20 protein-coding genes are annotated in these 21,000 nt (G+C 70.4%); 9 read left to right on the top strand and 11 right to left on the bottom strand.

The features are described 5' to 3' along the window. Positions 1 to 32: 32 nt before the first annotated feature. Genes KXC43_RS17330 through KXC43_RS17320 form a run of 3 tightly spaced genes read right to left on the bottom strand, consistent with a single transcriptional unit; the run spans position 33 to position 1,506 of the window. On the bottom strand, positions 33 to 692 hold the full coding sequence (locus KXC43_RS17330) for a hypothetical protein (protein WP_221377057.1): 660 nt from the start codon (positions 690 to 692) through the stop codon (positions 33 to 35). Continuing rightward, positions 692 to 1,138: a hypothetical protein gene (locus KXC43_RS17325; RefSeq protein WP_221377056.1), complete on the bottom strand. Its 447-nt coding sequence runs from the start codon at positions 1,136 to 1,138 to the stop codon at positions 692 to 694. The genes KXC43_RS17330 and KXC43_RS17325 overlap by 1 nt, the downstream gene beginning before the upstream one ends. Continuing rightward, positions 1,135 to 1,506 carry a hypothetical protein gene (locus tag KXC43_RS17320; protein WP_221377055.1) on the bottom strand — a complete coding sequence of 124 codons (372 nt, stop codon included), beginning with the start codon at positions 1,504 to 1,506 and terminating at the stop codon, positions 1,135 to 1,137. Before KXC43_RS17320 ends, KXC43_RS17325 begins: the two co-directional genes overlap by 4 nt. Before the next feature lie 385 nt (positions 1,507 to 1,891). Between KXC43_RS17320 and KXC43_RS17315 the strand changes: the two genes are divergently transcribed. Genes KXC43_RS17315 through rsgA form a run of 9 tightly spaced genes read left to right on the top strand, consistent with a single transcriptional unit; the run spans position 1,892 to position 11,980 of the window. Further along, positions 1,892 to 3,922 (top strand): bifunctional aldolase/short-chain dehydrogenase, encoded by a 2,031-nt coding sequence (locus tag KXC43_RS17315; RefSeq protein WP_221377054.1) that lies wholly within the window; start codon positions 1,892 to 1,894, stop codon positions 3,920 to 3,922. Continuing rightward, positions 3,919 to 5,256 (top strand): rhamnulokinase, encoded by a 1,338-nt coding sequence (locus KXC43_RS17310; RefSeq protein ID WP_221377053.1) that lies wholly within the window; start codon positions 3,919 to 3,921, stop codon positions 5,254 to 5,256. The genes KXC43_RS17315 and KXC43_RS17310 overlap by 4 nt, the downstream gene beginning before the upstream one ends. 3 nt (positions 5,257 to 5,259) lie before the next feature. Further along, complete coding sequence (locus KXC43_RS17305; protein WP_221377052.1) at positions 5,260 to 6,003, top strand: (Fe-S)-binding protein; 744 nt, start codon at positions 5,260 to 5,262, stop codon at positions 6,001 to 6,003. Continuing rightward, positions 6,000 to 7,427, top strand: coding sequence for a LutB/LldF family L-lactate oxidation iron-sulfur protein (locus tag KXC43_RS17300; protein ID WP_308129117.1), 1,428 nt, complete (start codon positions 6,000 to 6,002; stop codon positions 7,425 to 7,427). The genes KXC43_RS17305 and KXC43_RS17300 overlap by 4 nt, the downstream gene beginning before the upstream one ends. Then, the gene (locus KXC43_RS17295) at positions 7,424 to 8,017 is read left to right on the top strand and encodes a LutC/YkgG family protein (protein WP_221377051.1); all 594 of its coding nucleotides are present in this window, start codon (positions 7,424 to 7,426) and stop codon (positions 8,015 to 8,017) included. The genes KXC43_RS17300 and KXC43_RS17295 overlap by 4 nt, the downstream gene beginning before the upstream one ends. Then, positions 8,014 to 9,429: an L-fucose/L-arabinose isomerase family protein gene (locus KXC43_RS17290; RefSeq protein ID WP_221377050.1), complete on the top strand. Its 1,416-nt coding sequence runs from the start codon at positions 8,014 to 8,016 to the stop codon at positions 9,427 to 9,429. Before KXC43_RS17295 ends, KXC43_RS17290 begins: the two co-directional genes overlap by 4 nt. Before the next feature lie 20 nt (positions 9,430 to 9,449). Next, on the top strand, positions 9,450 to 10,337 hold the full coding sequence (locus tag KXC43_RS17285; protein ID WP_221377049.1) for an NmrA family NAD(P)-binding protein: 888 nt from the start codon (positions 9,450 to 9,452) through the stop codon (positions 10,335 to 10,337). Positions 10,338 to 10,374: 37 nt separating this feature from the next. Then, positions 10,375 to 10,938, top strand: coding sequence for a DUF1707 SHOCT-like domain-containing protein (locus KXC43_RS17280; protein ID WP_308129116.1), 564 nt, complete (start codon positions 10,375 to 10,377; stop codon positions 10,936 to 10,938). Between the two features lie 13 nt (positions 10,939 to 10,951). Continuing rightward, positions 10,952 to 11,980: a ribosome small subunit-dependent GTPase A gene (rsgA, locus tag KXC43_RS17275; protein WP_308129115.1), complete on the top strand. Its 1,029-nt coding sequence runs from the start codon at positions 10,952 to 10,954 to the stop codon at positions 11,978 to 11,980. Between the two features lie 24 nt (positions 11,981 to 12,004). On the opposite strand, the gene KXC43_RS17270 is transcribed toward rsgA, so the two are convergent. The 8 genes from KXC43_RS17270 to ahcY form a co-directional block, all read right to left on the bottom strand. Continuing rightward, positions 12,005 to 12,688 (bottom strand): LamG-like jellyroll fold domain-containing protein, encoded by a 684-nt coding sequence (locus KXC43_RS17270; protein ID WP_221377048.1) that lies wholly within the window; start codon positions 12,686 to 12,688, stop codon positions 12,005 to 12,007. Further along, positions 12,685 to 13,800: a hypothetical protein gene (locus KXC43_RS17265; protein ID WP_221377047.1), complete on the bottom strand. Its 1,116-nt coding sequence runs from the start codon at positions 13,798 to 13,800 to the stop codon at positions 12,685 to 12,687. Before KXC43_RS17265 ends, KXC43_RS17270 begins: the two co-directional genes overlap by 4 nt. A gap of 92 nt (positions 13,801 to 13,892) precedes the next feature. Further along, on the bottom strand, positions 13,893 to 14,387 hold the full coding sequence (locus KXC43_RS17260) for an NUDIX hydrolase (RefSeq protein ID WP_308129114.1): 495 nt from the start codon (positions 14,385 to 14,387) through the stop codon (positions 13,893 to 13,895). A gap of 149 nt (positions 14,388 to 14,536) precedes the next feature. Then, positions 14,537 to 16,108 carry an ABC transporter permease gene (locus KXC43_RS17255; protein ID WP_221377046.1) on the bottom strand — a complete coding sequence of 524 codons (1,572 nt, stop codon included), beginning with the start codon at positions 16,106 to 16,108 and terminating at the stop codon, positions 14,537 to 14,539. Next, positions 16,105 to 16,998: an ABC transporter ATP-binding protein gene (locus KXC43_RS17250; RefSeq protein ID WP_221377045.1), complete on the bottom strand. Its 894-nt coding sequence runs from the start codon at positions 16,996 to 16,998 to the stop codon at positions 16,105 to 16,107. The genes KXC43_RS17255 and KXC43_RS17250 overlap by 4 nt, the downstream gene beginning before the upstream one ends. After that, a complete protein-coding gene (locus tag KXC43_RS52350) occupies positions 16,995 to 17,600 on the bottom strand; it encodes a TetR/AcrR family transcriptional regulator (protein ID WP_221377044.1) in 606 nt (201 codons plus the stop codon). The genes KXC43_RS17250 and KXC43_RS52350 overlap by 4 nt, the downstream gene beginning before the upstream one ends. Positions 17,601 to 17,807: 207 nt before the next feature. After that, entirely contained in the window at positions 17,808 to 19,436 is a 1,629-nt protein-coding gene (locus KXC43_RS17240; RefSeq protein ID WP_221377043.1) for a Na+/H+ antiporter, read from the bottom strand. A 57-nt stretch (positions 19,437 to 19,493) separates the two neighbouring features. Further along, complete coding sequence (gene ahcY, locus KXC43_RS17235; RefSeq protein WP_221377042.1) at positions 19,494 to 20,969, bottom strand: adenosylhomocysteinase; 1,476 nt, start codon at positions 20,967 to 20,969, stop codon at positions 19,494 to 19,496. Positions 20,970 to 21,000 lie beyond the last annotated feature (31 nt).

The raw sequence follows: 21,000 nt of genomic DNA, 5'->3' as shown, positions 1-21,000 counted from the left end.
CCAGGGGGTGGGAGGCCGGCACGGAGGAGGGGTCAGAGGCTGCGGAGAGCGACCAGCACGCGATCCAGGACGTCGTCGTCGGTCACGTACGGCCGGCCCAGCAGGTCGAGCAGGTCGGCGGAGGACTCGTCGGGCTGGGACGGGTCCACCCGTTGCCGCCGGGGCAGGTCGGCGGCGTCCGCGGAGTGTGAGCCCGGGGCGGAGCGGGTCGACGCGCTGAGGTCGATGGTGCTCCCGCCCAGGTCGCGCGGGGTCAGGTCGAAGTCGAGCAAGGAGGCGGTCAGCGCGGGGGCGTTGCCGTTGTGGTCCGGGCGCACGGCTCGGGGTCGTACGACCTCGGGGGCGTACGACCGGATGATCGAGCCGAACTCACGCCGGGCCATCGCCAGGTTGGCGTCGGCCCGGCGCAACGTCAGGTGGGCGACGAGCGGCTCCTGCGCGCTCACCAGGCGCACGACGTGGAAAGCGTCGACGCTGGTGAGCAGGATGTCGCTGAGCTCATCGGCCCCGTTGCCCTCGAGCAGCACCAGCCCGGCCGCCGCCGTGGCAAGCGTGACAGCGGCGGCTGCTTCCTGCTCGGTCGGCGCGGTCTCACCCGCCCACCACAGCACTCTGGGGCCGTCCGGGTCGAGCAGGGACACCGCGTGGGCGCCGGGGATGCCCAGCGCCGCCGTCAGCGGTGGCACGGACATCAGCTGAGGCCGGCGTCCAGCTGCTTCATGACGAGCCGGGACTGCGTCAGGATCATGCCGGTGTTCGCCGTCTTGCGGGCGATCACGACGGCGGCGATCTCCTGGTTGCTGCTGCGCAGGAAGACGTGCACGTGGGAATCGCTCTGCGCCAGGAACTCCTGGAAGTAGTGGCGGTCGTCGAGCACGCCGTACCGGGCCTTGAAGATCTCTTCGATCATCACGACGTTGCGGCCCTGGAACAGGTCGAACGTGGCCGCGGCGATCAGGTCGAGGACCTCGTTGGGGTGCTCGTCGAGCGTGTCGGCGGCGAGCAGCATGCCGGTGGACATGTCGACCAGACCGGCGCCGATGCACTCCGGCACCTGGGCGCGGAACTGCTTGACAGCATCACCGATCAGCTGGGTCGTGCTCCGGATGCCGAGTCCGGTCTCGTCGACGGCCGTCATACGTCCAGCTCGCTCTCGATCTTGCGCAGCTGGTGCCGGGCCAGGCCGAGGTTCGCGCGGCTCTTGTTCAGGGCGAGGTAGAGGAAGAACGCCTCGTTGCCGCGGCCCTGGAGCAGGCGGATCAGGTGGTACTGCGAGTCGAGGGTGATCAGGATGTCCTCGATGCTGTCGGCCAGGCCGAGCATCTCGAGGGTGCGCACCTTGGCCCGGATCACGTCGGTGTTGCCGGCGGCGGCAATGTTCATGTCCATGTTGATGCCGCCACCCATGACACCCAGCGTGAGCCCGCTGGTGTAGTCGACGAGCGCCACGCCGATGGCGCCCTCGATCGTCATGGCTTCCTTCAGCGAAGTCTCGATGTTCGCCACTTAACTCCTCCTTCTCGTGCCGTAACTGCAGGTCACGAGGAACGTCCTTCTCGTGCCGTAACTGCTGGTCACGAGGAACGGCGTCGTTCTCGATGTCCAGGCCACAGTCGCACGTCCGACAATGGTTGAACACGGAAGATCCGGCGAATCGGTGCAGGTCAGACCGAAGATCCACCCGTTTCGGCCGTTGACCCGTCCGGGGTCGGCCGAACGTCGGTGAAGCGGCCGATTCGTCGGATGGACACGACGTCGGCCCTTGATCGGAAACGACGCACGGGCAACGTTTCAATTCGCTGTCGTGTCTTGACCGAGGTTGCCACAGACCCGTAATGTATCGGCAACGTCTGAAACGTTTCACGAAGTCTTCACAAGGCCGAAGGACACCATGACGAACCCCGCAGTGCGTGAGCTTCTGGAGCGCAGCAACCGGCTCGGCGCCGACCCGCGCAACACCAACTACGCCGGGGGCAACACCTCGGCCAAGGGCTCCGAGACCGACCCGGTCACCGGCGAGCCGGCCGACCTGCTCTGGGTCAAGGGATCCGGCGGCGACCTCGGCACCCTCACCGAAAAGGGTCTCGCCGTGCTCCGCCTCGACCGGCTGCGGGCGCTGACCCGCACCTACCCGGGCGTCGAGCGCGAGGACGAGATGGTCGCCGCCTTCGACTACTGCCTGCACGGCCGCGGCGGCGCGGCCCCGTCGATCGACACTGCGATGCACGGACTCGTCGAGGCCCCGCACGTCGACCACCTGCACCCCGACTCGGGCATCGCCATCGCCACCGCGGCCGACGGCCCGGCCCTGACCAAAGAGATCTTCGGTGACCGGGTGCTCTGGGTGCCGTGGCGCCGGCCCGGCTTCCAGCTCGGCCTCGACATCGCCGCCGTCCAGAAGGCCAACCCGCAGGCCATCGGCGTCATTCTCGGCGGGCACGGCATTACGGCGTGGGGCGCGACCAGCGAGGAGTGCGAGCGCAACTCGGTCGAGATCATCGAAACCGCCGCCGCCTACCTCGCTTCGAAGGGCCGGAAAGACCCCTTCGGCGCCAAGATTTACGAGCGCCTCGAAGACGATCTGCGGAAGGAGCGCGCGGCGGTCCTCTTCCCGGTGCTGCGCGGCCTGGCCTCCACCGACCGTGCCCAGGTCGGCCACTTCACCGACTCCGAGGTCGTGCTCGACTTCGTCAACAGCGAGCGCCTGGGCGAGCTGGCCGCGAAGGGCACGAGCTGCCCCGACCACTTCCTGCGCACCAAGGTCAAGCCGATGGTGCTCGACACCGCCCCGGACGCCCCGCTCGACGAGGTCGTCGCCCGGGCCAAGGAGTTGCACGAGGCCTACCGCGAGGACTACCGCGCCTACTACGACCGGCACGCCACCGCCGACAGCCCGGCCATCCGCGGCGCTGACCCGGCCATCGTGCTGGTGCCCGGCGTGGGCATGTTCTCGTTCGGCGCCAACAAGCAGACCGCCCGCGTGGCCGGCGAGTTCTATGTCAACGCCATCAACGTGATGCGCGGCGCCGAGTCGGTGTCCACGTACGCGCCGATCGACGAGGCCGAGAAGTTCCGCATCGAGTACTGGGCCCTGGAAGAGGCCAAGCTCCAGCGCCTGCCGAAGCCGAAGCCCCTGGCCACCCGCATCGCCTACGTGACCGGCGGCGGCTCGGGCATCGGCCGGGCGATCGCCCTGCGCCTCGCCGCCGAGGGCGCCGTCGTGGTGGTCGCCGACCGGGACTTCGAAGCGGCCCGGTCGGTGGCCGGCGAGATCGGTGGCCCGGACGCCGCCCTCGCGGTCGCAGCCGACGTGACCAGCGCCGACGCGATCACGGCGTCGCTGCAGGAGACCGTGCTGGCCTTCGGCGGGGTCGACCTGGTGGTCAACAACGCCGGGCTCTCCGTCTCGAAGCCGCTGCTCGAGACGACCGAGCAGGACTGGGACCTGCAGCACGACGTGATGGCCAAGGGCTCGTTCCTGGTGTCCCGCGAGACCGCCCGCATCCTGGTCGCGCAGGGCCTCGGCGGCGACATCATCTACATCTCCAGCAAGAACTCGATCTTCGCCGGCCCCAACAACGTCGCCTACGGCGCCACCAAGGCCGACCAGGCTCACCAGGTGCGGCTGCTGGCGGCCGAACTGGGGGCCCACGGCGTCCGGGTCAACGGCATCAACCCCGACGGGGTCGTCCGCGGCTCGGGCATCTTCGCCGGTGGCTGGGGCGCCAAGCGGGCCGCGGTCTACGGCGTGCCGGAGGAGAAGCTGGGCGAGTACTACGCGCAGCGCACCCTGCTCAAGCGCGAGGTGCTGCCCGAGCACGTGGCCAACGCGGTGTTCGCGCTGACCGGCGGCGACCTGACCCACACGACCGGCCTGCACATCCCGGTCGACGCCGGCGTGGCCGCGGCCTTCCTGCGATGACATCCTTCGCCGCGGTCGACCTCGGCGCGTCCAGCGGACGCGTCATGGTCGGCCGCTTCGCGGACGGTGCCATCGGGCTCACCGAGACGCACCGGTTCGCCAACGAGCCGGTGCGGGTCGGTGGCACCCTGCACTGGGACATCCTCGGCCTCTACCGCGGGATGCTCGAGGGTCTCGGGAAGACCGGCCCGGTCGAGAGCATCGGCATCGACTCGTGGGCTGTCGACTATGGATTGTTGGACGCGTCCGGATCACTGCTGGGCAATCCGGTGCACTACCGCGACGGCCGCACCGACGGCGTGCGCCTCGACATCAGCGACGAGCAGCTCTACGAGGTCACCGGACTGCAGAAGCTGCCGTTCAACACGATCTATCAGTTGGTCGCCGCCCGGGGCACGCCGCAGTTCGAGGTCGCGCAACAGATGCTGCTCATTCCGGACCTGCTGGCCTACTGGCTGACCGGCGAGATCGGCGCCGAGTACACCAACGCGTCCACGACCGGGCTGCTCGACGTGCGGACGCGCGACTGGTCGGCGCCGCTGCTGGTGGAGCTAGGTCTGCGGCCCTCGCTGCTGCCGCCCGTCCGGCCGCCGGGGTCGATCATCGGCGAGTACCGCGGCACGAAACTCACAGCTGTCGGGTCGCACGACACGGCGTCCGCGGTGGTGGGCGTGCCCGCCTTGGGGCAGAACTTCGCGTACATCTCCTGTGGCACTTGGTCCCTCGTGGGACTGGAGCTACCGGAACCGGTGCTCAGTAAGGAATCCCGGGCGGCCAACTTCACCAACGAGGGCGGCGTCGACGGCACGATCCGCTACCTGCGCAACGTGATGGGGCTCTGGCCGCTGCAGGAGTGCATGCGCGAGTGGGGCTCACCCGACATCGGCGATCTGTTGCGACGGGCCTCCCGCGAGAAGCCGGTGGTGATCGACCTCGACGACCCGAGCTTCCTGCCGCCCGGCGACATGGTCCAGCGGGTGGCGAAGGCGGCCGGGCTTCCGTCGGACGCCGACCCGGCGAAGCTGGCCCGATGCATTGTGGACAGTCTGGCGCTGGCCCACCGCAAGGCGATCGAGCAGGCCCAGGAGCTTTCCGGCCGGCATGTGGACGCAGTGCACATCGTCGGCGGCGGCGCCCGCAACGAGTTGCTCTGCCAGCTCACCGCGGACGCCTGCGGGCTACCGGTGCTGGCCGGTCCGGTCGAGGCCACCGCGCTGGGCAATCTGCTGATCCAGGCGCGGGCGGCCGGGGTGATCGAGGGCGATCTGGCGGCGCTGCGCGCGGTGCTGCGCGACACTCAACGGGTCGTTCGGTACGACCCCGTGCGGAGGTAGACGGTGCGGATAGCCCTGTTCGCCACCTGCCTCGCCGACACCATGTTCCCGGCGGCGGCCAAGGCGACCGTCCACCTGCTCGAGCGGCTCGGCCATGAGGTCGTCTTCCCGGTGGGGCAGACCTGCTGCGGCCAGATGCACATCAACACGGGCTATCAGGGTCAAGCCCTTCCCCTCGTACGCCGATACGTGCGCACCTTCGAGCCGTGCGACGTGGTGGTGGCGCCGTCGGGCAGTTGCGTCGGCTCGGTCCGGCACCAGCACGCCATGGTCGCGCGGCAGGCCGGCGACGAGGGGCTGGCCGCCGCGGCCGAGGCGGTCGCGGGACGGACGTACGAGCTGTCCGAACTGCTCATCGACGTGCTGGGCGTGGAGGACGTCGGCGCGTACTACCCGCACCGCGTCACCTACCACCCGACCTGCCACTCGCTGCGGGTGCTGCGGGTCGGCGACCGCCCGCAACGGTTGCTGCGCCGGGTGCGCGGCCTCGACCTGGTCGAGCTGCCCGCGGCCGAGCAGTGCTGCGGGTTCGGGGGCACGTTCTCGGTGAAGAACGCGGACACGTCGACCGCCATGCTGGCCGACAAGCTGCAGCACGTGCTCGAGACGGGCGCCGACGTCTGCACGGCCGGCGACGCCTCGTGTCTCATGCACATCGGCGGCGGTCTGTCGCGGCTTCGCGCCGACGTGCGGACTGTGCACCTCGCCGAGATCCTCGCGTCGACGGAAGTGGAGGCAGCGAGGTGAGCACCTTCCTCGGCATGCCCGCCCACGCGCCTCGCGGGGTCGGGCACCTGCGCGGGGACGAACCGTTTCCCGCCGCGGCTCGAACGGCGCTGGCGAACCCGCAGCTGCGGCGCAATCTCGAGCACGCCACGACCACGATCCGCGGCAAGTCGGGCCGGGTCATCGCCGAAGTGCCCGACTGGCAGGAACTCCGGTCGGCCGGGTCGGCTCTCAAGACGTACACGATGGCGAATCTGCCCCGCCTGTTGGAGCAGCTGGAAGAGAAGGTCACGGCTGCGGGCGGAGTGGTGCACTGGGCGGCCGACGCCGAGGAGGCCAACCGGATCGTCACCGGCCTGGTGCGGCAGACCGGCGAGCAGCGGGTCATCAAGATCAAGTCGATGGCGACCCAGGAGATCGGGCTCAACGAGGCGTTGGGGGAGGCCGGGATCGACCCGGTCGAGACCGACCTGGCCGAGCTCATCGTGCAGCTGGGCCACGACAAGCCGTCGCACATCCTGGTGCCGGCCATCCACCGCAACCGCTCGGAGATCCGCGAGATCTTCCTGCGTGAGATGCCGGGCGTCGACCCGGCGCTCACCGACAACCCGGCCGACCTGGCCGCGGCCGCGCGACGCTATCTGCGCGAGACGTTCCTGTCGACGAAGGTCGCGGTGTCGGGCGCCAACTTCGGGATCGCCGAGACCGGGACGCTGGCCGTGGTCGAGTCGGAGGGGAACGGCCGGATGTGCCTGACCCTGCCGGAAACGCTGATCACCGTGATGGGCATCGAGAAGGTCGTGCCGGCCTGGCAGGATCTCGAGGTCTTCCTGCAACTGCTGCCGCGCGCGTCGACCGGCGAGCGGATGAACCCGTACACGTCGATGTGGACCGGCGTGACCCCGGGCGACGGGCCGCAGAACTTCCACCTCGTGCTGCTCGACAACGGGCGTACGGCCGTGCTGGCCGACGAGGTGGGCCGTTCGGCGCTGCACTGCATCCGGTGCTCGGCCTGCCTGAACGTGTGCCCGGTCTATGAGCGGACGGGCGGGCACGCGTACGGGTCGGTCTATCCCGGCCCGATCGGTGCGGTGCTCTCGCCGCAGCTGACCGGGATCGAGGACAACGCGACGCTGCCCTACGCGTCGTCGCTGTGCGGGGCCTGCTTCGACGCCTGTCCGGTGAAGATCGACATTCCGTCGATCCTGGTGCACCTGCGGAATCAGGCGCCGCACCCGCGTGCGGAGAAGGCGGCGATGGCCGCAGCGGCGTACACAATGGACCGGCCACGGCTCTATCGGCGCGCGCAGCGGGCCGCCAAGCTGACCAAGTTGCTGGGCCGGCGGGGACGAGGATTGCCGCCGCCACTCAACGGCTGGGTCGCGAGCCGGGATCTGCCCTCGCCGCCGGACGAGTCGTTCCGCGATTGGTGGCGGGGGCGATGAGCAAACAGCTGATCCTGGACCGGATCCGGCAGGCCTTGTCCACATCGTCGGCCGAGCCGGAGATTCCGCGCGACTACCGTCGTGGACCCGCGCCTGTGGATCTTGACCGGTTGGTCGACCGCCTTGTCGACTACAAGGCCGTCGTGCACCGCGGATCGGACATCTCCGTTATAGCCCGGCAAATTATCGGCGCGGGGTCCCTTGTTGTCCCGCCGGGGTTGCCCCCGGAGTGGTTGCCGTCCGGCGTGCCCGCTCGCGTGGATGATCGGCTCTCGGCGGCCGACGTCGCCGCCGCCGACGGTGTGCTCACCGCGGCCGCAGTGGCGATCGCCGAGACCGGCACGATCGTGCTCGACGCGTCGCCCGACCAGGGCCGGCGCATCCTCTCACTCCTGCCCGACCTGCACATCTGTGTGCTGCGCCCGGAGCAGGTGGTGGCCTCGGTGCCCGAGGCCGTCGCCCGGCTCGATCCTGGCCGCCCGCTGACCTGGATCAGCGGGCCGTCCGCGACCAGCGACATCGAACTCAACCGGGTCGAGGGGGTGCACGGCCCCCGCAACCTCCACGTCGTCCTCTGGGAGGCAGCATGATCCTCACTCCGAAACCGCGCCGGAAGATCCGCATCGGGCTCGTGGCGGGCGGGCTCGGCACGTACTGGCCGCAGTTCCCGCATCTGCTCCCACAGCTGGAGGAGTCCGCCCGCTACGTCTCCGAACGCTTCCAGCAGATGGACGCCGAGGTCACCGACGTCGGCTTCATCTCCGACGCGCAGGAGGGCGCGGCCGCCGCCGAGAAGCTGCGGCAGGCCGACTGCGACCTGATCGTGCTGTTCCTGACCACCTATCTGACCTCGTCGATGGTGCTGCCGATCGCGCAGCGGGCCAACAGTCCGGTGCTGGTCATCGACCTGCAGCCGACCGAGAAGATGGATCACGCCACGTTCGACACCGGCGCCTGGCTGGCCTATTGCGGGCAGTGCCCGGTGCCCGAGGTCGGCAACCTGTTCCGGCGGGCCGGCATCCCGTTCCGGTCGGTCACCGGCTGGCTGCGGCAGGAGTCGGCCTGGGCCCGCATCTCGCAGTGGATCACCGCGGCCCGCGTACGCGCGGCTCTGCGCACCGCCCGGCACGGCCTCATGGGCCACCTCTACCCGGGCATGCTCGACGTCTCGACCGACCTCACGCTGCTGCCGGCCACCTTCGGCTCGCACGTCGAGGTGCTCGAGTTCGACGACCTGCGGGAACGCACGCTGGCCGCCACCGACGACGAGGTCGCCGAGCGTATGGAGCTGGCGCGGAAGATCTTCGTACTCGACGACTCGGTCAACGAGGACGACTTCGCCTGGGGCGCGCGGGTCTCGGTGGGGCTCGACCGCCTCGCCGACGACTTCGACCTCGACAGCCTCGCCTACTACCACCGCGGACTGAACGGCGAGCAGCACGAGCGGCTGGGCGCCGGCATGATCCTGGGCGCGTCGCTGCTGACCGCCCGTGGCATACCGGCCACCGGCGAGTACGAGCTGCGGACCACCGTCGCCCAGCTGGCCACCCAGGTCGCCGGGGCGGGCGGCTCGTTCTGCGAGATCCAGGCGCTGAACTTCACCGACAACGTGGTCGAGATGGGCCACGACGGGCCGGCCCACCTGGCCGTCAGCTCGCGCCGGCCGCTGCTGCGCGGCCTCGGCGTCTATCACGGCAAGCGCGGCTGGGGTGTGAGCGTCGAATTCGACGTACGCCCGGGGCCGGTGACCCTGCTCGGCCTGGGACAGGACCGGGACGGCTCGTTGTCGTTCATCGCCGGCGAGGGCACCGTGGTCGAGGGTCCGCTGCTCGCCATCGGCAATACCACGAGCCGGGTGGACTTCGGCCGCGATCCGGGCGAGTGGGTCGACGACTGGAGCGCCTCGGGCGTCGGCCACCACTGGTCGCTCTCGCTCGGGCACCGCGCGGCCGACTACCGGGCGGCGGCGAGCCTGCTCGGTATCGAGTTCCGGCAGGTCTGAACCGGGTACTGAGGGGTGGCATGACGATTGTTGTGACCACCCCCACCGGAAATGTCGGCTCCCGCGTCGTCCAGGTGCTCGTGCAGGCGGGCGTCCGGCCGCGGGTGCTCGTGCGCGACCCGGACAGGTTGCCGCCCGACCTGCTGCCGCTGGTCGAGGTGGCTCAGGGCGACCTGCTCGACCCGGGTTTCGTGGCCGACGCGTTCAAGGGCGCCGAGTCGGTCTTCTGGGCCACGCCCGAGGCGTTCGACGTGCCGGATCCGCTGTACGACATGGTGGCGATGGGCGAGAACGCCGCGGCCGCCGTACGCGCGTCCGGCGTCGCCCGGGTGCTGCAGATCAGCAGCGTCGGCGCCGAGCTGCGGCAGGGCGCCGGGCTGATCGACGGGCTCGCCCGCAACGAGGAACAGCTGGCCGCGACCGGAACCGACCTGCTCACGCTGCGCTGCGGCTACTACTTCACCAACCTGCTGGGCATGCTCGACAGCCTGCGCGAGGGCGTGCTGGCCACCACCGTGGCGCCGTCGCGGCGCATGCCGTGGGTCGACCCCCGCGACGTCGGTGACCTCGCCGCGGCCCGGCTGCTGGCCGGCTGGACGGGCTCCACGGTCGCGGCGGTGCACGGCCCGGCCGATCTGAGCTGGGACGAGGCCGCCGAGATCCTGGGAGCCGCGCTCGGGCGGCCCGTCACGGCCGTGCAGATCGCCGATGAGCAGCTGCGCGACGCCCTGACCGGCGCCGGGCTGAGCGAGGTGGCCGCGGCCGGCATCGCCGCGATGACCTCGGGCATCCCCGACGACTTCGAGCCCGAGCAGCCACGGGACTTCCGGAGCACGACGCCGACCACGTTGGCGTCGTGGGCGTACGGGACGCTGCGCGGGGCGGCGGAGCCGTCCACAGAGGAATAGGTTCGCGTCGTCGCGCATAAGCCCTAGGATCGCCAGCGTGACCACACCGATGCGGGTGCCGCCGTCCGAACCCGAGCGGGAGCAGGCAGCCGAGCTGCTCCAACGGGCGTGCGGCGACGGCCGCCTGACGCTCGAACAGTTCAGCGTGCGGGTCGGCGCCGTCTGGGCCGCCCAGACCGCCGACGAACTGGCCGAGGCCACCGCCGGCCTCAGCCAGACGCCGATCGTGGGCTCGGCCCGCACGGTCGACAAGGTCGTCACCATCTTCAGCGAGAACAAGCGACGCGGCCGCTGGCGGCTGCGCGAGCCCCGGCTCAAGCTGTTCACGCTGTTCGGCTCGGCCGAGCTCGACCTGCGCGAGGTGCTGACCGACCAGGACGTCATCGAGATCGCCGGCAGCTGCACGTTCGGCGAGCTGAAGATCATCGTCCCCGAGGGCGTCGAGGTCGACGTGACCGGCACGGTCGTCTTCTCGGCCCGCAACCTGCACCTGGCCGCGGTGCCCCGCCTGCCCGGCACACCCGAGATCCGCGTCCACATCACGACGTGGTTCAGCAACGTCGAGGTCGTCTCCAGGCCGTACGCCCTGCCCCCGGCGTAGGGGTGCTGTTCTCGTGAACCACTTCATCGACGCGCTGACCACGCTCGGCTGGGCTGCCGGTGCACCCCTGTTCGTCTCCGGGGACGAGCGGCCGGGCCGGGTCTCGGTGGTCCACGGCCCGAGCATCGAAGTGATCTGGTTCCCGTCCGATGCCGCGGCTGAGACCACGTTGTTCGAGTTGCGCCGCGATCTGAACCTGCGGCCGGTGGCCGGCGACTGGATCGTGATCGACGGCGGGGAGCCGGTCCGGGTGGTGCCGCGGCGGACGTCGCTGTCGCGTCCCGATCCGAACGAGAGGGACATCCAGGTCCTCGCGGCCAACATCGACACGGTGATGATCGTGTTGCCGATCGACCGGGGCCTGAATCTCAAGAACCTCGAACGGCTCTCGGTGATGGCGTGGGACAGCGGCGCCGATCCGCTGATCGTGCTCACGAAGGCGGACGCCACAGATGACCCCGAGCCGGTCGTCGATGAGGCCCGGGCGGCTGCACCCGGGGTGCCGGTGGTCCTGACCAGCGCCGTCGACGGGCGGGGGCTGGACGAGCTCCGGTCGCGGATGGCTGCGGGGACGACCACAACCATGCTCGGCGCGTCCGGGGTGGGCAAGACGTCGCTGCTCAACGCGCTGGAAGGACACGCCGAGGCGGTTCGGGAGGTCCGGCGCGACGGTCAAGGCCGGCACACGACGACGACCCGGAAGCTGTACCGGCTGGGCAGCGGCGGGGTACTGCTTGACCTGCCGGGGATCCGGTCGCTCGACCTGTACGCCAGCGACGCCGCTGTTGAGGAGACCTTCACCGACGTCGCCGCTCTGGCCGAGTACTGCCGTTTCCGGGACTGCGCTCATGACGGCGACAAGGGCTGCGCGGTCGAGGCCGCGGTGGCCGCCGGTGAGTTGCCCGAGCGGCGGTTGCAGAGCTGGCATGCGATCCGGCGGGAGATGGCGTACCAGTCGCGGCGCAGCGACCCGGCGGCGATGGCCGCCCAGCGCCAGGAGTGGAAGCGTGTCACGAAGGCGAGCAAGAAGGACGGCCGATGACCAGCAGGACCTGGCCGGCGTGCGTCAGCCGATGTCGACCCAGACGTCGTCGAGGGCGCCCTGGAACTGGTCGTTGTCGGGGTAGGAACCCTTGCCGCCGATGCTGAACGGCAGGCGGTTGCTGACCGACAGGTCGGCCGGCAGGGTGGCGCGGCCGCGCGGCACACCGTCGACCAGGATGGTCAGGCGGCTTCCGGAGCGGTGGCACTCCAAGGTGTGCCAGCGGTCGTCGGCCACACCGACACTGCTGATCGCGGCGTGGATCTCGGGCCGGCGGTCGTCGACCAGCACGCAGCTCGGCCGGCCGGCGAGCCCGTCGACCTGCAGCTTGTACTGGCTGCCGCGGGCCGAGTAGCCCTTCTGCATGACGTTCTCGCCCTTGGTGGTCTGGTCGGCAGTCAGCCGTACGGTGGCGCCGTAGCGCAGCGGACGCCGGCCCGGGTTGAGGTCGGTCGTGGTGGCGGCCCGCAGCGCGATCCGCGGACACGGTTCGGCGTGACAGGGCGCCGGGAAAGCGAGTGCCTTCCCGCCGTCCCGCGCGACCAGCTTGAACGAGCCGCCGTAACGGCTCACCGGGCTCAGGTCGTGCCCGTGCCCCGAGACGTCGGCCAGCGGCGCCGGACCGTCGAAGGTGTAGCGGACCCGCTCGACCGGAGCCGTGCCGGTCGCGGCCGCCACCAGCGCGGCGGCCAGCAGTGCCCGCATCATCCGAAGGACGCGTAACGCCGCGCGGTCCGGCCTCCGATAGTGGTGAAGTCGCCGCCGGCCATCACCGTCGCGCCGTTCACCACGAGTGTGCGTACGCCGACCACGCCGTTGGCCTGCGGCGCCCAGCGGCTCAGCGCGCCCGACCGGTCGACCGCGGCCAGCTTCACCCGGGACACCGATCCGGCGTCGCACTCGCCGTCGGCCGCGTCGTCGCTGTCAGCGCAGGCCCGGTCGAAATGACCGCCGACGTAGGCGACGCCGTCGAGCACCGCGACGGCCTGCGCGTCGCCATCGAAGATTCGGGTCCAGCGGGTCCGCCCGCTCGGCGAGTACGCCGCGGCGCGTCCGCCCGGACCGCCCATCGCCGCGTATACACCGGCGTCGTCGACGGCTACCGAGTGCACCAGGGCCGGCGCGTCCGGGCGGAAACCACTGTCGCCACGGCCGCTGGTCGCGTGCACCGCCGACAGCCGGCGCGGGAAGCTGCCGCCCAGATAGACCCGGTTCCCGCGTACGGCCAAGGCGTTGACCACCCCGCCCGCCCGCGGCGCCCACGTGTCGTCGAGCTGGTCGTCGGCCAGCGAGAAGGCGGCCAGATTGCCGCGCCGCTCGCCGTCCACCCGGCTGAAGGTGCCGCCCGCGTACAGGCGGCCGTGACCGACGGCCAGCGTGCGCACGCCACCGGTGATGCTGTGGTCGAAGGAGCCGACTTCGGCGTCGCCCGCGTCGATGCGGGCCAGCGACTCACGTGCCTCGCCGTCGATCTCGTCGAAGTCGCCGCCCACGTAGACCCACCCCGGGGTGACGGCCAGGGCCCGTACCGTGCCGTCGGCCGACGGCGCCCAGTCGAGCAGTTCGCCGGTGCGGCCCGAGAACGCGGCGATGCGGTTACGGGTCACGGTGCGGCCGTCGATCGTCATCCGGGTGAAGGAACCGCCGACATAGACCGTGTCGCCCCGGTGGGCGATCGCGTGGACGGAGCCGTTGAACGACGGTGTGACCCGGTGGGCGAAGGAGCTGACCACCGCGAGGGCGGGCTGCGCCGAGGCGCACACGGCGAGGGCGACGGCGCCGGCGACGGCTGCGCGGCGGACACGCTGAGAGATACGCACGCCGTGTCAACGCGCCACGCGAGCCGAGGATGCGCGCTGTATCCGCCGTATCAACGCCGCTGCGTGGGCGTTGCCGCGACCGTCGGCTGGGCTCAAACCGACGGTGAAGTGAAGCCATTCTCAGCCAGCCACACCCCCCTGCCGCCGGCCAGCGCGAGCGACACGCATCGCGCCTGGTGCGGCGGCAGGGGCGGGAGCGCCTCCGCCGCGAACCACCCGACCGCCACCGACTCGTCGTCGTTGACCCGGGCCGTGCCGCCGCCGTAGCGGCACAGCAACCCGACACAGAGCCAGTGGATCTGGTCGCCGTTGGGAGCGACGGCCAGGTCGAGAGCCTCGACGGCGAGCAGACGTTCCACCGTGACGTCGATGCCGGTCTCCTCCCACACCTCGCGGGCGGCTCCGGTGGCCGGTTGCTCGCCCGGCTCGAGGCAGCCGGTGGTCAGCGCCCACTCGGCGGTGTCCGAGCGGCGAACCATCAACCCCCGGTCGCGGTCGTCGAGCACAACTGCGATCACCCCGGCCAGCGGCAGCGGGTCCCGCCCGATTTTGGAACGCAACGCGACCACGAACTCAGGAATCGGCACGCCGCCAATGTAGAGGCGCCGGTCGACAATTGATCAACGCCTCGGCCGGCAGCACCCCACCACTGGCGGCCGTTCCGACGACCCGGAACCGTCAGGAAACGGCGCCGGCCCGATCAGCGTGAGGCTGGTCGGGCCGGCGGCTGTGCTGGTCAGGCGGGGATGTTGCGCCTGCGCAGGCCCGCCATGCCGGTGGCCGTGAGTAGTGCCGCCAGGAGGGTCAGCGCGATCAGCGGGGTGGCTGTGGCGTCGCCGCCGGGGAGGTGGGGGACGTGGGTGAAGGGGGAGATGTCGAGGAACCACTGGTCGAGTTGGAGCGTCTGGCCGACCAGCAGGATAAGCAGGCACAGGGCGGGCGGGGCCCAGGCCACCGCGGACAGGCGGGGGATCAGCCCGAAGGCCAGCACGGCCAGCGCGGCCAGCACCCAGACTGCGGGCAGCTGGACGAGCGTGCCGGCCAGGATGGCGCCCAGATCGCCCTGGGGGTAGGCGAGGCCGGTGGCCAGGCCCTCGGCGGTGAGCACCACGGCCGGGCCGAGCAGGACGAAGAACAGGTTGGTGCCGGCCCACGTGTAGCGGGACACCGCGGTGCTCAGCACCGCCTCGGCGTGGCCGGTCTGTTCCTCGTCGCGCAGACGCAGCGTGGCCTGTACGGCGTAGCAGGCCGCGATCAGGCCGACTATGCCCGCGGTGCCGGCGAAGTAGCTGTCGACCAGCGCGGTCGAGCCGCCGAGCCGGGCGAAGATGTCGCTCAGGCCCTCGTTGTCCGAGGCGATGTCGAGGACGCTGCCGCCGACCCCGCCGAAGATCAGGCCGAGCAGCGCGAACCCGGCCGTCCAGCCGAGCAGCAGACCGCGGTGCAGGTGCCAGGCCAGCGCGAACGGCGAGCCGAAGGATGCCGATGCCGGGCCGAGCCGGGCGGGCAGCAGCCCGGCGCCGAAGTCGCGACGAGTGAGCAGGACGGCTGCCGTGCCGGCCGCCGCGATCGTGAACAGGATGGTGAGGACGGCCGGCCACCAGTCATTCACGCCGTACGGGAAAAGGTGTTGGACCCACCCGAGCGGCGAAACCCAGGAGAGCCACGACAGCGAGCCGTTGCCGAGCGCCGAGACGTCGCCGCCGACCCGCAGCACGAAGGCCACCCCGAGCGCGACGACGGCAATCGACCGGGCGCTGCGGGCACTGCTGGTGAGCTGGGCGGTGATCGCGCCGACGCCCGCGAAGGCGCAGCCGGTCAACGCCATCTCGGCGCCGAACGCCACCGAACCCATCGCCGGCATGCCCTGACCGAGCATGGCCGCCGTCAGCACCGCGCCCAGCAGCACGCCGGCGACGCAGGTGGTGATCAGCGCGGCCGCCAGCTGGGCGTGCCGGCTGACCGCGGCCGCGCCGATCAGCTCGGTGCGGCCCGCCTCTTCGTCGGCGCGCGTGTGCCGGATGACCGTGAGCAGAGCGCACAGCGCGACCAGCACCGGCAGGAAGCCGGCACGCCAGGCCACCAACTCGCCGAGCGACGAGCCGTGCAGCGGGCCGTACAGCGTCACGAACCCGGCGTTGGACGCGCTGACCTGCGCATAGTTGACCCGCTCGGCCTCGGTCGGGAACAGCCCCTCGAACGACGCCACGTAGCCGGCCGGGATGAGCCCGAGCAGCACCACCCACAGCGGCAGGACGATGCGGTCGCGGCGCAGGATGAGCCGGACGAGTTTGCCGGTGCCGGTCATCGGTCGGCCTTCTGGTACTGCCGCAGGAACAGCTCCTCGAGCGAGGGCGGCTGGCTGACCAGGCTGCGTACGCCGACCTGGACCAGCTTCTGCAGGGCGGGCTCGAGTGCTTCGGTGTCGACGTCGAAACGTACGCGGTCGTGATCGAGCTGGAAGTCGTGCACGCCGGTCAGCGTGGCCAGCCCGTCGGGCGGCCCGGCCAGCTCGGCCTGGATCGACGTGCGGGTCAGGTGGCGCAGGTCGGTGAGCGTGCCGGTCTCGACCGTGCGGCCGTCGCGGATGATCGTCAACCGGTCGCACAGCGCCTCGACCTCGGCCAGGATGTGGCTGGACAGCAGCACCGTACGGTCGCCGCGCCGTTTCTCCTCGAGGATGACCTCGCGGAACACCTCTTCCATGAGCGGGTCGAGCCCGGAGGTCGGCTCGTCGAGGATGAGCAGCTCCACATCGGACGACAGCGCCGCGATCAGCGCGACCTTCTGCCGGTTGCCCTTGGAATACGTGCGGCCCTTCTTGCGCGGGTCGAGCTGGAAACGTTCCAGCAGGTCGGCCTTGCGCTTGGCGTCGAGGCCGCCGCGCAGCCGCCCGAGCAGGTCGATCACCTCGCCGCCGGTCAGGGTGGGCCAGAGCGTGACGTCGCCCGGCACGTACGCCAGACGCCGGTGCAACGCGGTGGCCTCGGTCCACGGGTTGCCGCCGAGCAGGCTGACACTCCCGCCGTTGTGCCGCATCAGGCCGAGCAGGATGCGGATGGTGGTGGTCTTGCCGGCCCCGTTGGGACCCAGGAATCCGTGCACCTCGCCCGTCGCGACGTGCAGGTCGAGCCCGTCGAGGGCGGTGACCTGGCCGAACCGTTTGACGAGCCCCGTGGCGTCGATGGCCTCGGTCATGATGCTTCCTCTCCGGCGATCAGCCGGTCAAGAGCGGCCTGCGCCTGCAGGGCCTGCTCCTCGGTGATGAGGGGTTGGGAGAACAGGTCGAGCGTCGCCTGGAGCATGCGCGCCCAGGTGGCCGGCTCGGTCACATCGCTGCCGAGTGCGCGCGACAGCAGGTCACGCATGGTGAACAGCGACATCTTCATGACGGCGAGCACCGCCACGAACGCCTCCGGGTCGGCGATCTTGAGGTTGGTGGTGGCCAGCCATTGGTGCCCGAAGATCAGCATGCGGTCGAACATGGCGGCGCCGGTCGGCGAACCGTCCATGGTGGAGCGGATCAGGTAGCGCTGGAGCAGCTGGACGCGGGGAGTCAGCCCGTCGAGCGTGTTGAACTCGGTGAACTGGCCGCTGATCTTGGTCAGCTCGTTCAGCGCCCACTCGTCGCACGCGTCGCGCAGGCCCTCTTTGGAGCCGAAATGGTGGCGCAACAGCCCGGACGAGACATCGGCCTGCTGCGCGATGTCACGAATGGTGGCTCCGTCGATGCCACGTTCAGCAAAGAGCTCGATCGCGGCGTCCCGGATGCGCGCACGTGCGGTCAGATCGCTACTCACGTGTGTAGGTTACTACACGCGTGTGTAGTCGAGGGTGTCAGGAAGCCGTCAACATCGATTGGGCTTCGCCCCTTACGCAGGTCGCCCGGTCGGGTTGAGCGTTCTGGGCGCGCCAGCGCCCTGCTCAGCCCGGCCGGGCCCTCGGCGGGAGCAGCGGTCCGTACACCGCTCCCAGCTACGACATTCTGACGTTGACCTTGGTCAGTCTTACCTGCGCTCCGGGAGCAGGCGCTCTTCGTGGTCCAGCTCTCGTTCGAGGATGCGCAGGCCTTCGTCGTTCAGGTTTCCGGCGTCGCGCCAGCGCAAAAGCTCCTCGCGCTGCGCCTCGATCGTCATTCGGCGCACCATGAGGGCCGCCTCGTACTGCGGGGAGGCCGGGACCTCGTCGGAGTCGGCCTTCTCGAGCAGGTCGAGGCGGCGGCGGTAGCGCTCGAGGCGAACCTCCAGCTGCTTGCGCATGTGCTCGATGGCCACGTCCTCGACGTGGTCGTGCTTCTCGGCCCGGACGTCGTCCAGCCGGTCGAGGGCGGCCTGCACCGCGGCCGAACGCGCCTCGTTGCGTTCCCGGGCCTCGTCCGTCTTGTTGGCGCGCAGGCCCAGCCGGTGCGCCAGCGGCGCGAACGTCAGGCCCTGGCCGAGCAGCGTGACCAGCACGACCACGAACGCGCAGAAGTGCAGCAGCCCCCGGTTGGGCACCGATGCGGGCAGTGTGAAGATCGCCGCAAGGCTGATCACGCCGCGGGTGCCGGCCCAGCTGAGCGCCGTGACCTCCCGGCCGTTGAGGGCCTTCTCGGGGTTGCGGGACGTGCCCTCGACGTCGGCTTCGCCACCCAGCCGCAGGTGTAGCGACCGGGGCAGCAGCTGCGTGAGGATCAGCCAGAGCGGGCGCAGCAGCAGCGTCACCCCGACGGTCACGCCGACGGCGGTGGCGATGGTCGCCGTCGTGTACTCGCTCAGCTCGTCGACCACGATCGGCAGCTGCTGGCCGATCAACAGGAAGACCAGGCCCTCGAGCAGGAAGTCGACCAGGCGCCAGACCGCGGTGGTCTGCAGCCGGCTGGCCGCCATGCTGTGCCGGGACGAGTCGTGGCCGATGATCAGGCCGGCGATGACCACGGCGAGCACGCCGGAGACGTGCACCGACTCGGCCAGCACGTAGGCCGCGAACGGGGTCGCCAGGGACATCGCGTTCGAGCTCAGCGTGTCTCTCCGCAGCGGCCGCATGAAGCGGATCGCGTAGGCCACGACCACACCGGCGATCACGCCGCCGATCGCCATGACGAAGAACTTGCCGGTCGCGGACGGGAAGGAGAAGCCGTCGCCGTCGGCGGCCGCGATCGCCACGGTGAGGATGGTGAGCGCGGTCGCGTCGTTGAGCAGGCCCTCACCCTGGATCAGCGTGATCAGTTTGCCGGGCAGCCCGGCCCGGCGGCCCACGGCCAGCGCGGCGACCGGGTCGGGTGGGGCCACGGCCGCACCCAGCGCGATGCCGGCCGCGAGCGTGGCGCCGCCCACCCACCAGCTGATGCCGAAGCCGATGAGCAGCGCGGTCGCCAGCACCAGCAGCACCGACAGGCTGATCACGGTGCGCAGGTGGCGGCGGATGTCGAGCAGCGACGAGTCGAGCGCCGCGCTGTAGAGCAACGGCGGAATCAAGTACGTCATGACCAGCTCAGGTTCGAGCTCGACGTTCGGTCCGGGAAGCACCGCGTACGTGATGCCGGCGATCGTCAGAAGAGCAGCGGCCGGCAGTCCGGTCTTCTCCGAGATCCACCGCATGGCGATGATCACTGCGACGGCGGCCAGAATGAAGAGCAGGGTGTCCTCGACGTGCACAAAACCATCTTTCCCCGCCCGCCCCGCCGATGCGGCCGGGCGGGGAAAGAGCAGTTGTCAGTAGCGGTAGTGCTCGGGCTTGTACGGGCCCTCGATGTCGACGCCGAGGTATTCCGCCTGCTTCTTGGTGAGCGTGGTCAGGCGTACGCCCAGAGCGTCGAGGTGCAGCCGGGCAACCTTCTCATCCAAGTGTTTCGGGAGAACGAACACCTGCTTCTCGTACTCGCCGGGCTTGGTCCACAGCTCGATCTGCGCCATCACCTGGTTGGTGAAGGAGTTCGACATCACGAAGCTGGGGTGGCCGGTGGCGTTGCCCAGGTTCATCAGGCGTCCCTCGGAGAGCACGATCACCGCGTGACCGTCGGGGAAGCGCCACTCGTGCACCTGCGGCTTGATCTCGACCTTTTCGATGCCGGGCACCTTGGCCAGGCCGGCCATGTCGATCTCGTCGTCGAAGTGGCCGACGTTGCCGACGATGGCGTTGTGCTTCATCGACGACAGGTGGTCGGCCGTGATGATGTCGGTGCCACCGGTGGTGGTGATGAAGATGTCGGCCTCACCGATGACATCCTCGATGCGGACGACCTGCATGCCGTCCATGGCCGCCTGCAGCGCGCAGATCGGGTCGACCTCGGTCACGACGACGCGGGCGCCCTGGCCGCGCAGCGTCTCGGCCGAGCCCTTGCCGACGTCGCCGTAGCCGCAGACCACGGCCAGCTTGCCGCCCAGCATCACGTCGGTGGCCCGGTTGAGGCCGTCGACCAGCGAGTGCCGGATGCCGTACTTGTTGTCGAACTTGCTCTTGGTGACCGCGTCGTTGACGTTGATCGCCGGGAAGAGCAGCGTGCCTTCCTTGGCCAGCTTGTAGAGCCGGGCCACACCGGTCGTCGTCTCCTCGGTCACGCCGCGGATCTCGGCCGCGATGCGGGTGAACCGCTGCGGGTCGTCCGCGAGGCTCGCCCGCAGGGTCTCGAGGATGATCCGGTACTCGTGGTTGTCGTCCTCGGTGGCCTGCGGCACCGCGCCGGCCGCCTCGAACTCGACACCCTTGTGCACGAGCAGGGTGGCGTCACCGCCGTCGTCGAGGATCATGTTGGGACCCCGGCCGTCGCCGAAGTCGAAGAGCCGCATGGTGGCCCACCAGTACTCCTCGAGCGACTCGCCCTTCCAGGCGAAGACCGGCACGCCGGCGGGCGCGTCGACGGTGCCCGTGGGGCCGACGACGGTCGCGGCGGCCGCCTCGTCCTGGGTCGAGAAGATGTTGCACGACACCCAGCGCACCTCGGCGCCGAGCGCGACCAGCGTCTCGATCAGGACGGCGGTCTGCACGGTCATGTGCAGCGAGCCGGCGATGCGCGCGCCGCTGAGCGGCTTACTGTCGCCGAATTCGCTGCGCAGCGACATCAGCCCGGGCATCTCGTGCTCGGCCAGGCGCAGCTGGTGACGGCCCGCCTCGGCCAGCGAAAGGTCGGCTACGGCGAACTCGACCCCGTTGACAGAGGTCAGACGGCTTTTGGCAAGATCTGTGCTCACGCGAGGGCTCCTCCCTCATCAGGAGGCGCCC

Origin of the sequence: Paractinoplanes polyasparticus (assembly GCF_019710575.1) — a bacterium.
Lineage (GTDB): Bacteria > Actinomycetota > Actinomycetes > Mycobacteriales > Micromonosporaceae > Actinoplanes > Actinoplanes polyasparticus.
Note: the sequence above shows the minus strand (reverse complement) of the source record. Positions and strands in the feature narration are given on the sequence as shown.

Excerpts from the sequence above, each read along its gene's own strand:
- KXC43_RS17255 (WP_221377046.1), bottom strand. The coding sequence starts at position 16,108 with ATGACCGGCACCGGCAAACTCGTCCGGCTCATCCTGCGCCGCGACCGC.
- KXC43_RS17315 (WP_221377054.1), top strand. The coding sequence starts at position 1,892 with ATGACGAACCCCGCAGTGCGTGAGCTTCTGGAGCGCAGCAACCGGCTC.
- KXC43_RS17290 (WP_221377050.1), top strand. The coding sequence starts at position 8,014 with ATGATCCTCACTCCGAAACCGCGCCGGAAGATCCGCATCGGGCTCGTG.
- KXC43_RS17250 (WP_221377045.1), bottom strand. The coding sequence starts at position 16,998 with ATGACCGAGGCCATCGACGCCACGGGGCTCGTCAAACGGTTCGGCCAG.
- KXC43_RS17330 (WP_221377057.1), bottom strand. The coding sequence starts at position 692 with ATGTCCGTGCCACCGCTGACGGCGGCGCTGGGCATCCCCGGCGCCCAC.
- KXC43_RS17325 (WP_221377056.1), bottom strand. The coding sequence starts at position 1,138 with ATGACGGCCGTCGACGAGACCGGACTCGGCATCCGGAGCACGACCCAG.
- KXC43_RS17310 (WP_221377053.1), top strand. The coding sequence starts at position 3,919 with ATGACATCCTTCGCCGCGGTCGACCTCGGCGCGTCCAGCGGACGCGTC.
- KXC43_RS17295 (WP_221377051.1), top strand. The coding sequence starts at position 7,424 with ATGAGCAAACAGCTGATCCTGGACCGGATCCGGCAGGCCTTGTCCACA.
- KXC43_RS17270 (WP_221377048.1), bottom strand. The coding sequence starts at position 12,688 with ATGATGCGGGCACTGCTGGCCGCCGCGCTGGTGGCGGCCGCGACCGGC.
- KXC43_RS17285 (WP_221377049.1), top strand. The coding sequence starts at position 9,450 with ATGACGATTGTTGTGACCACCCCCACCGGAAATGTCGGCTCCCGCGTC.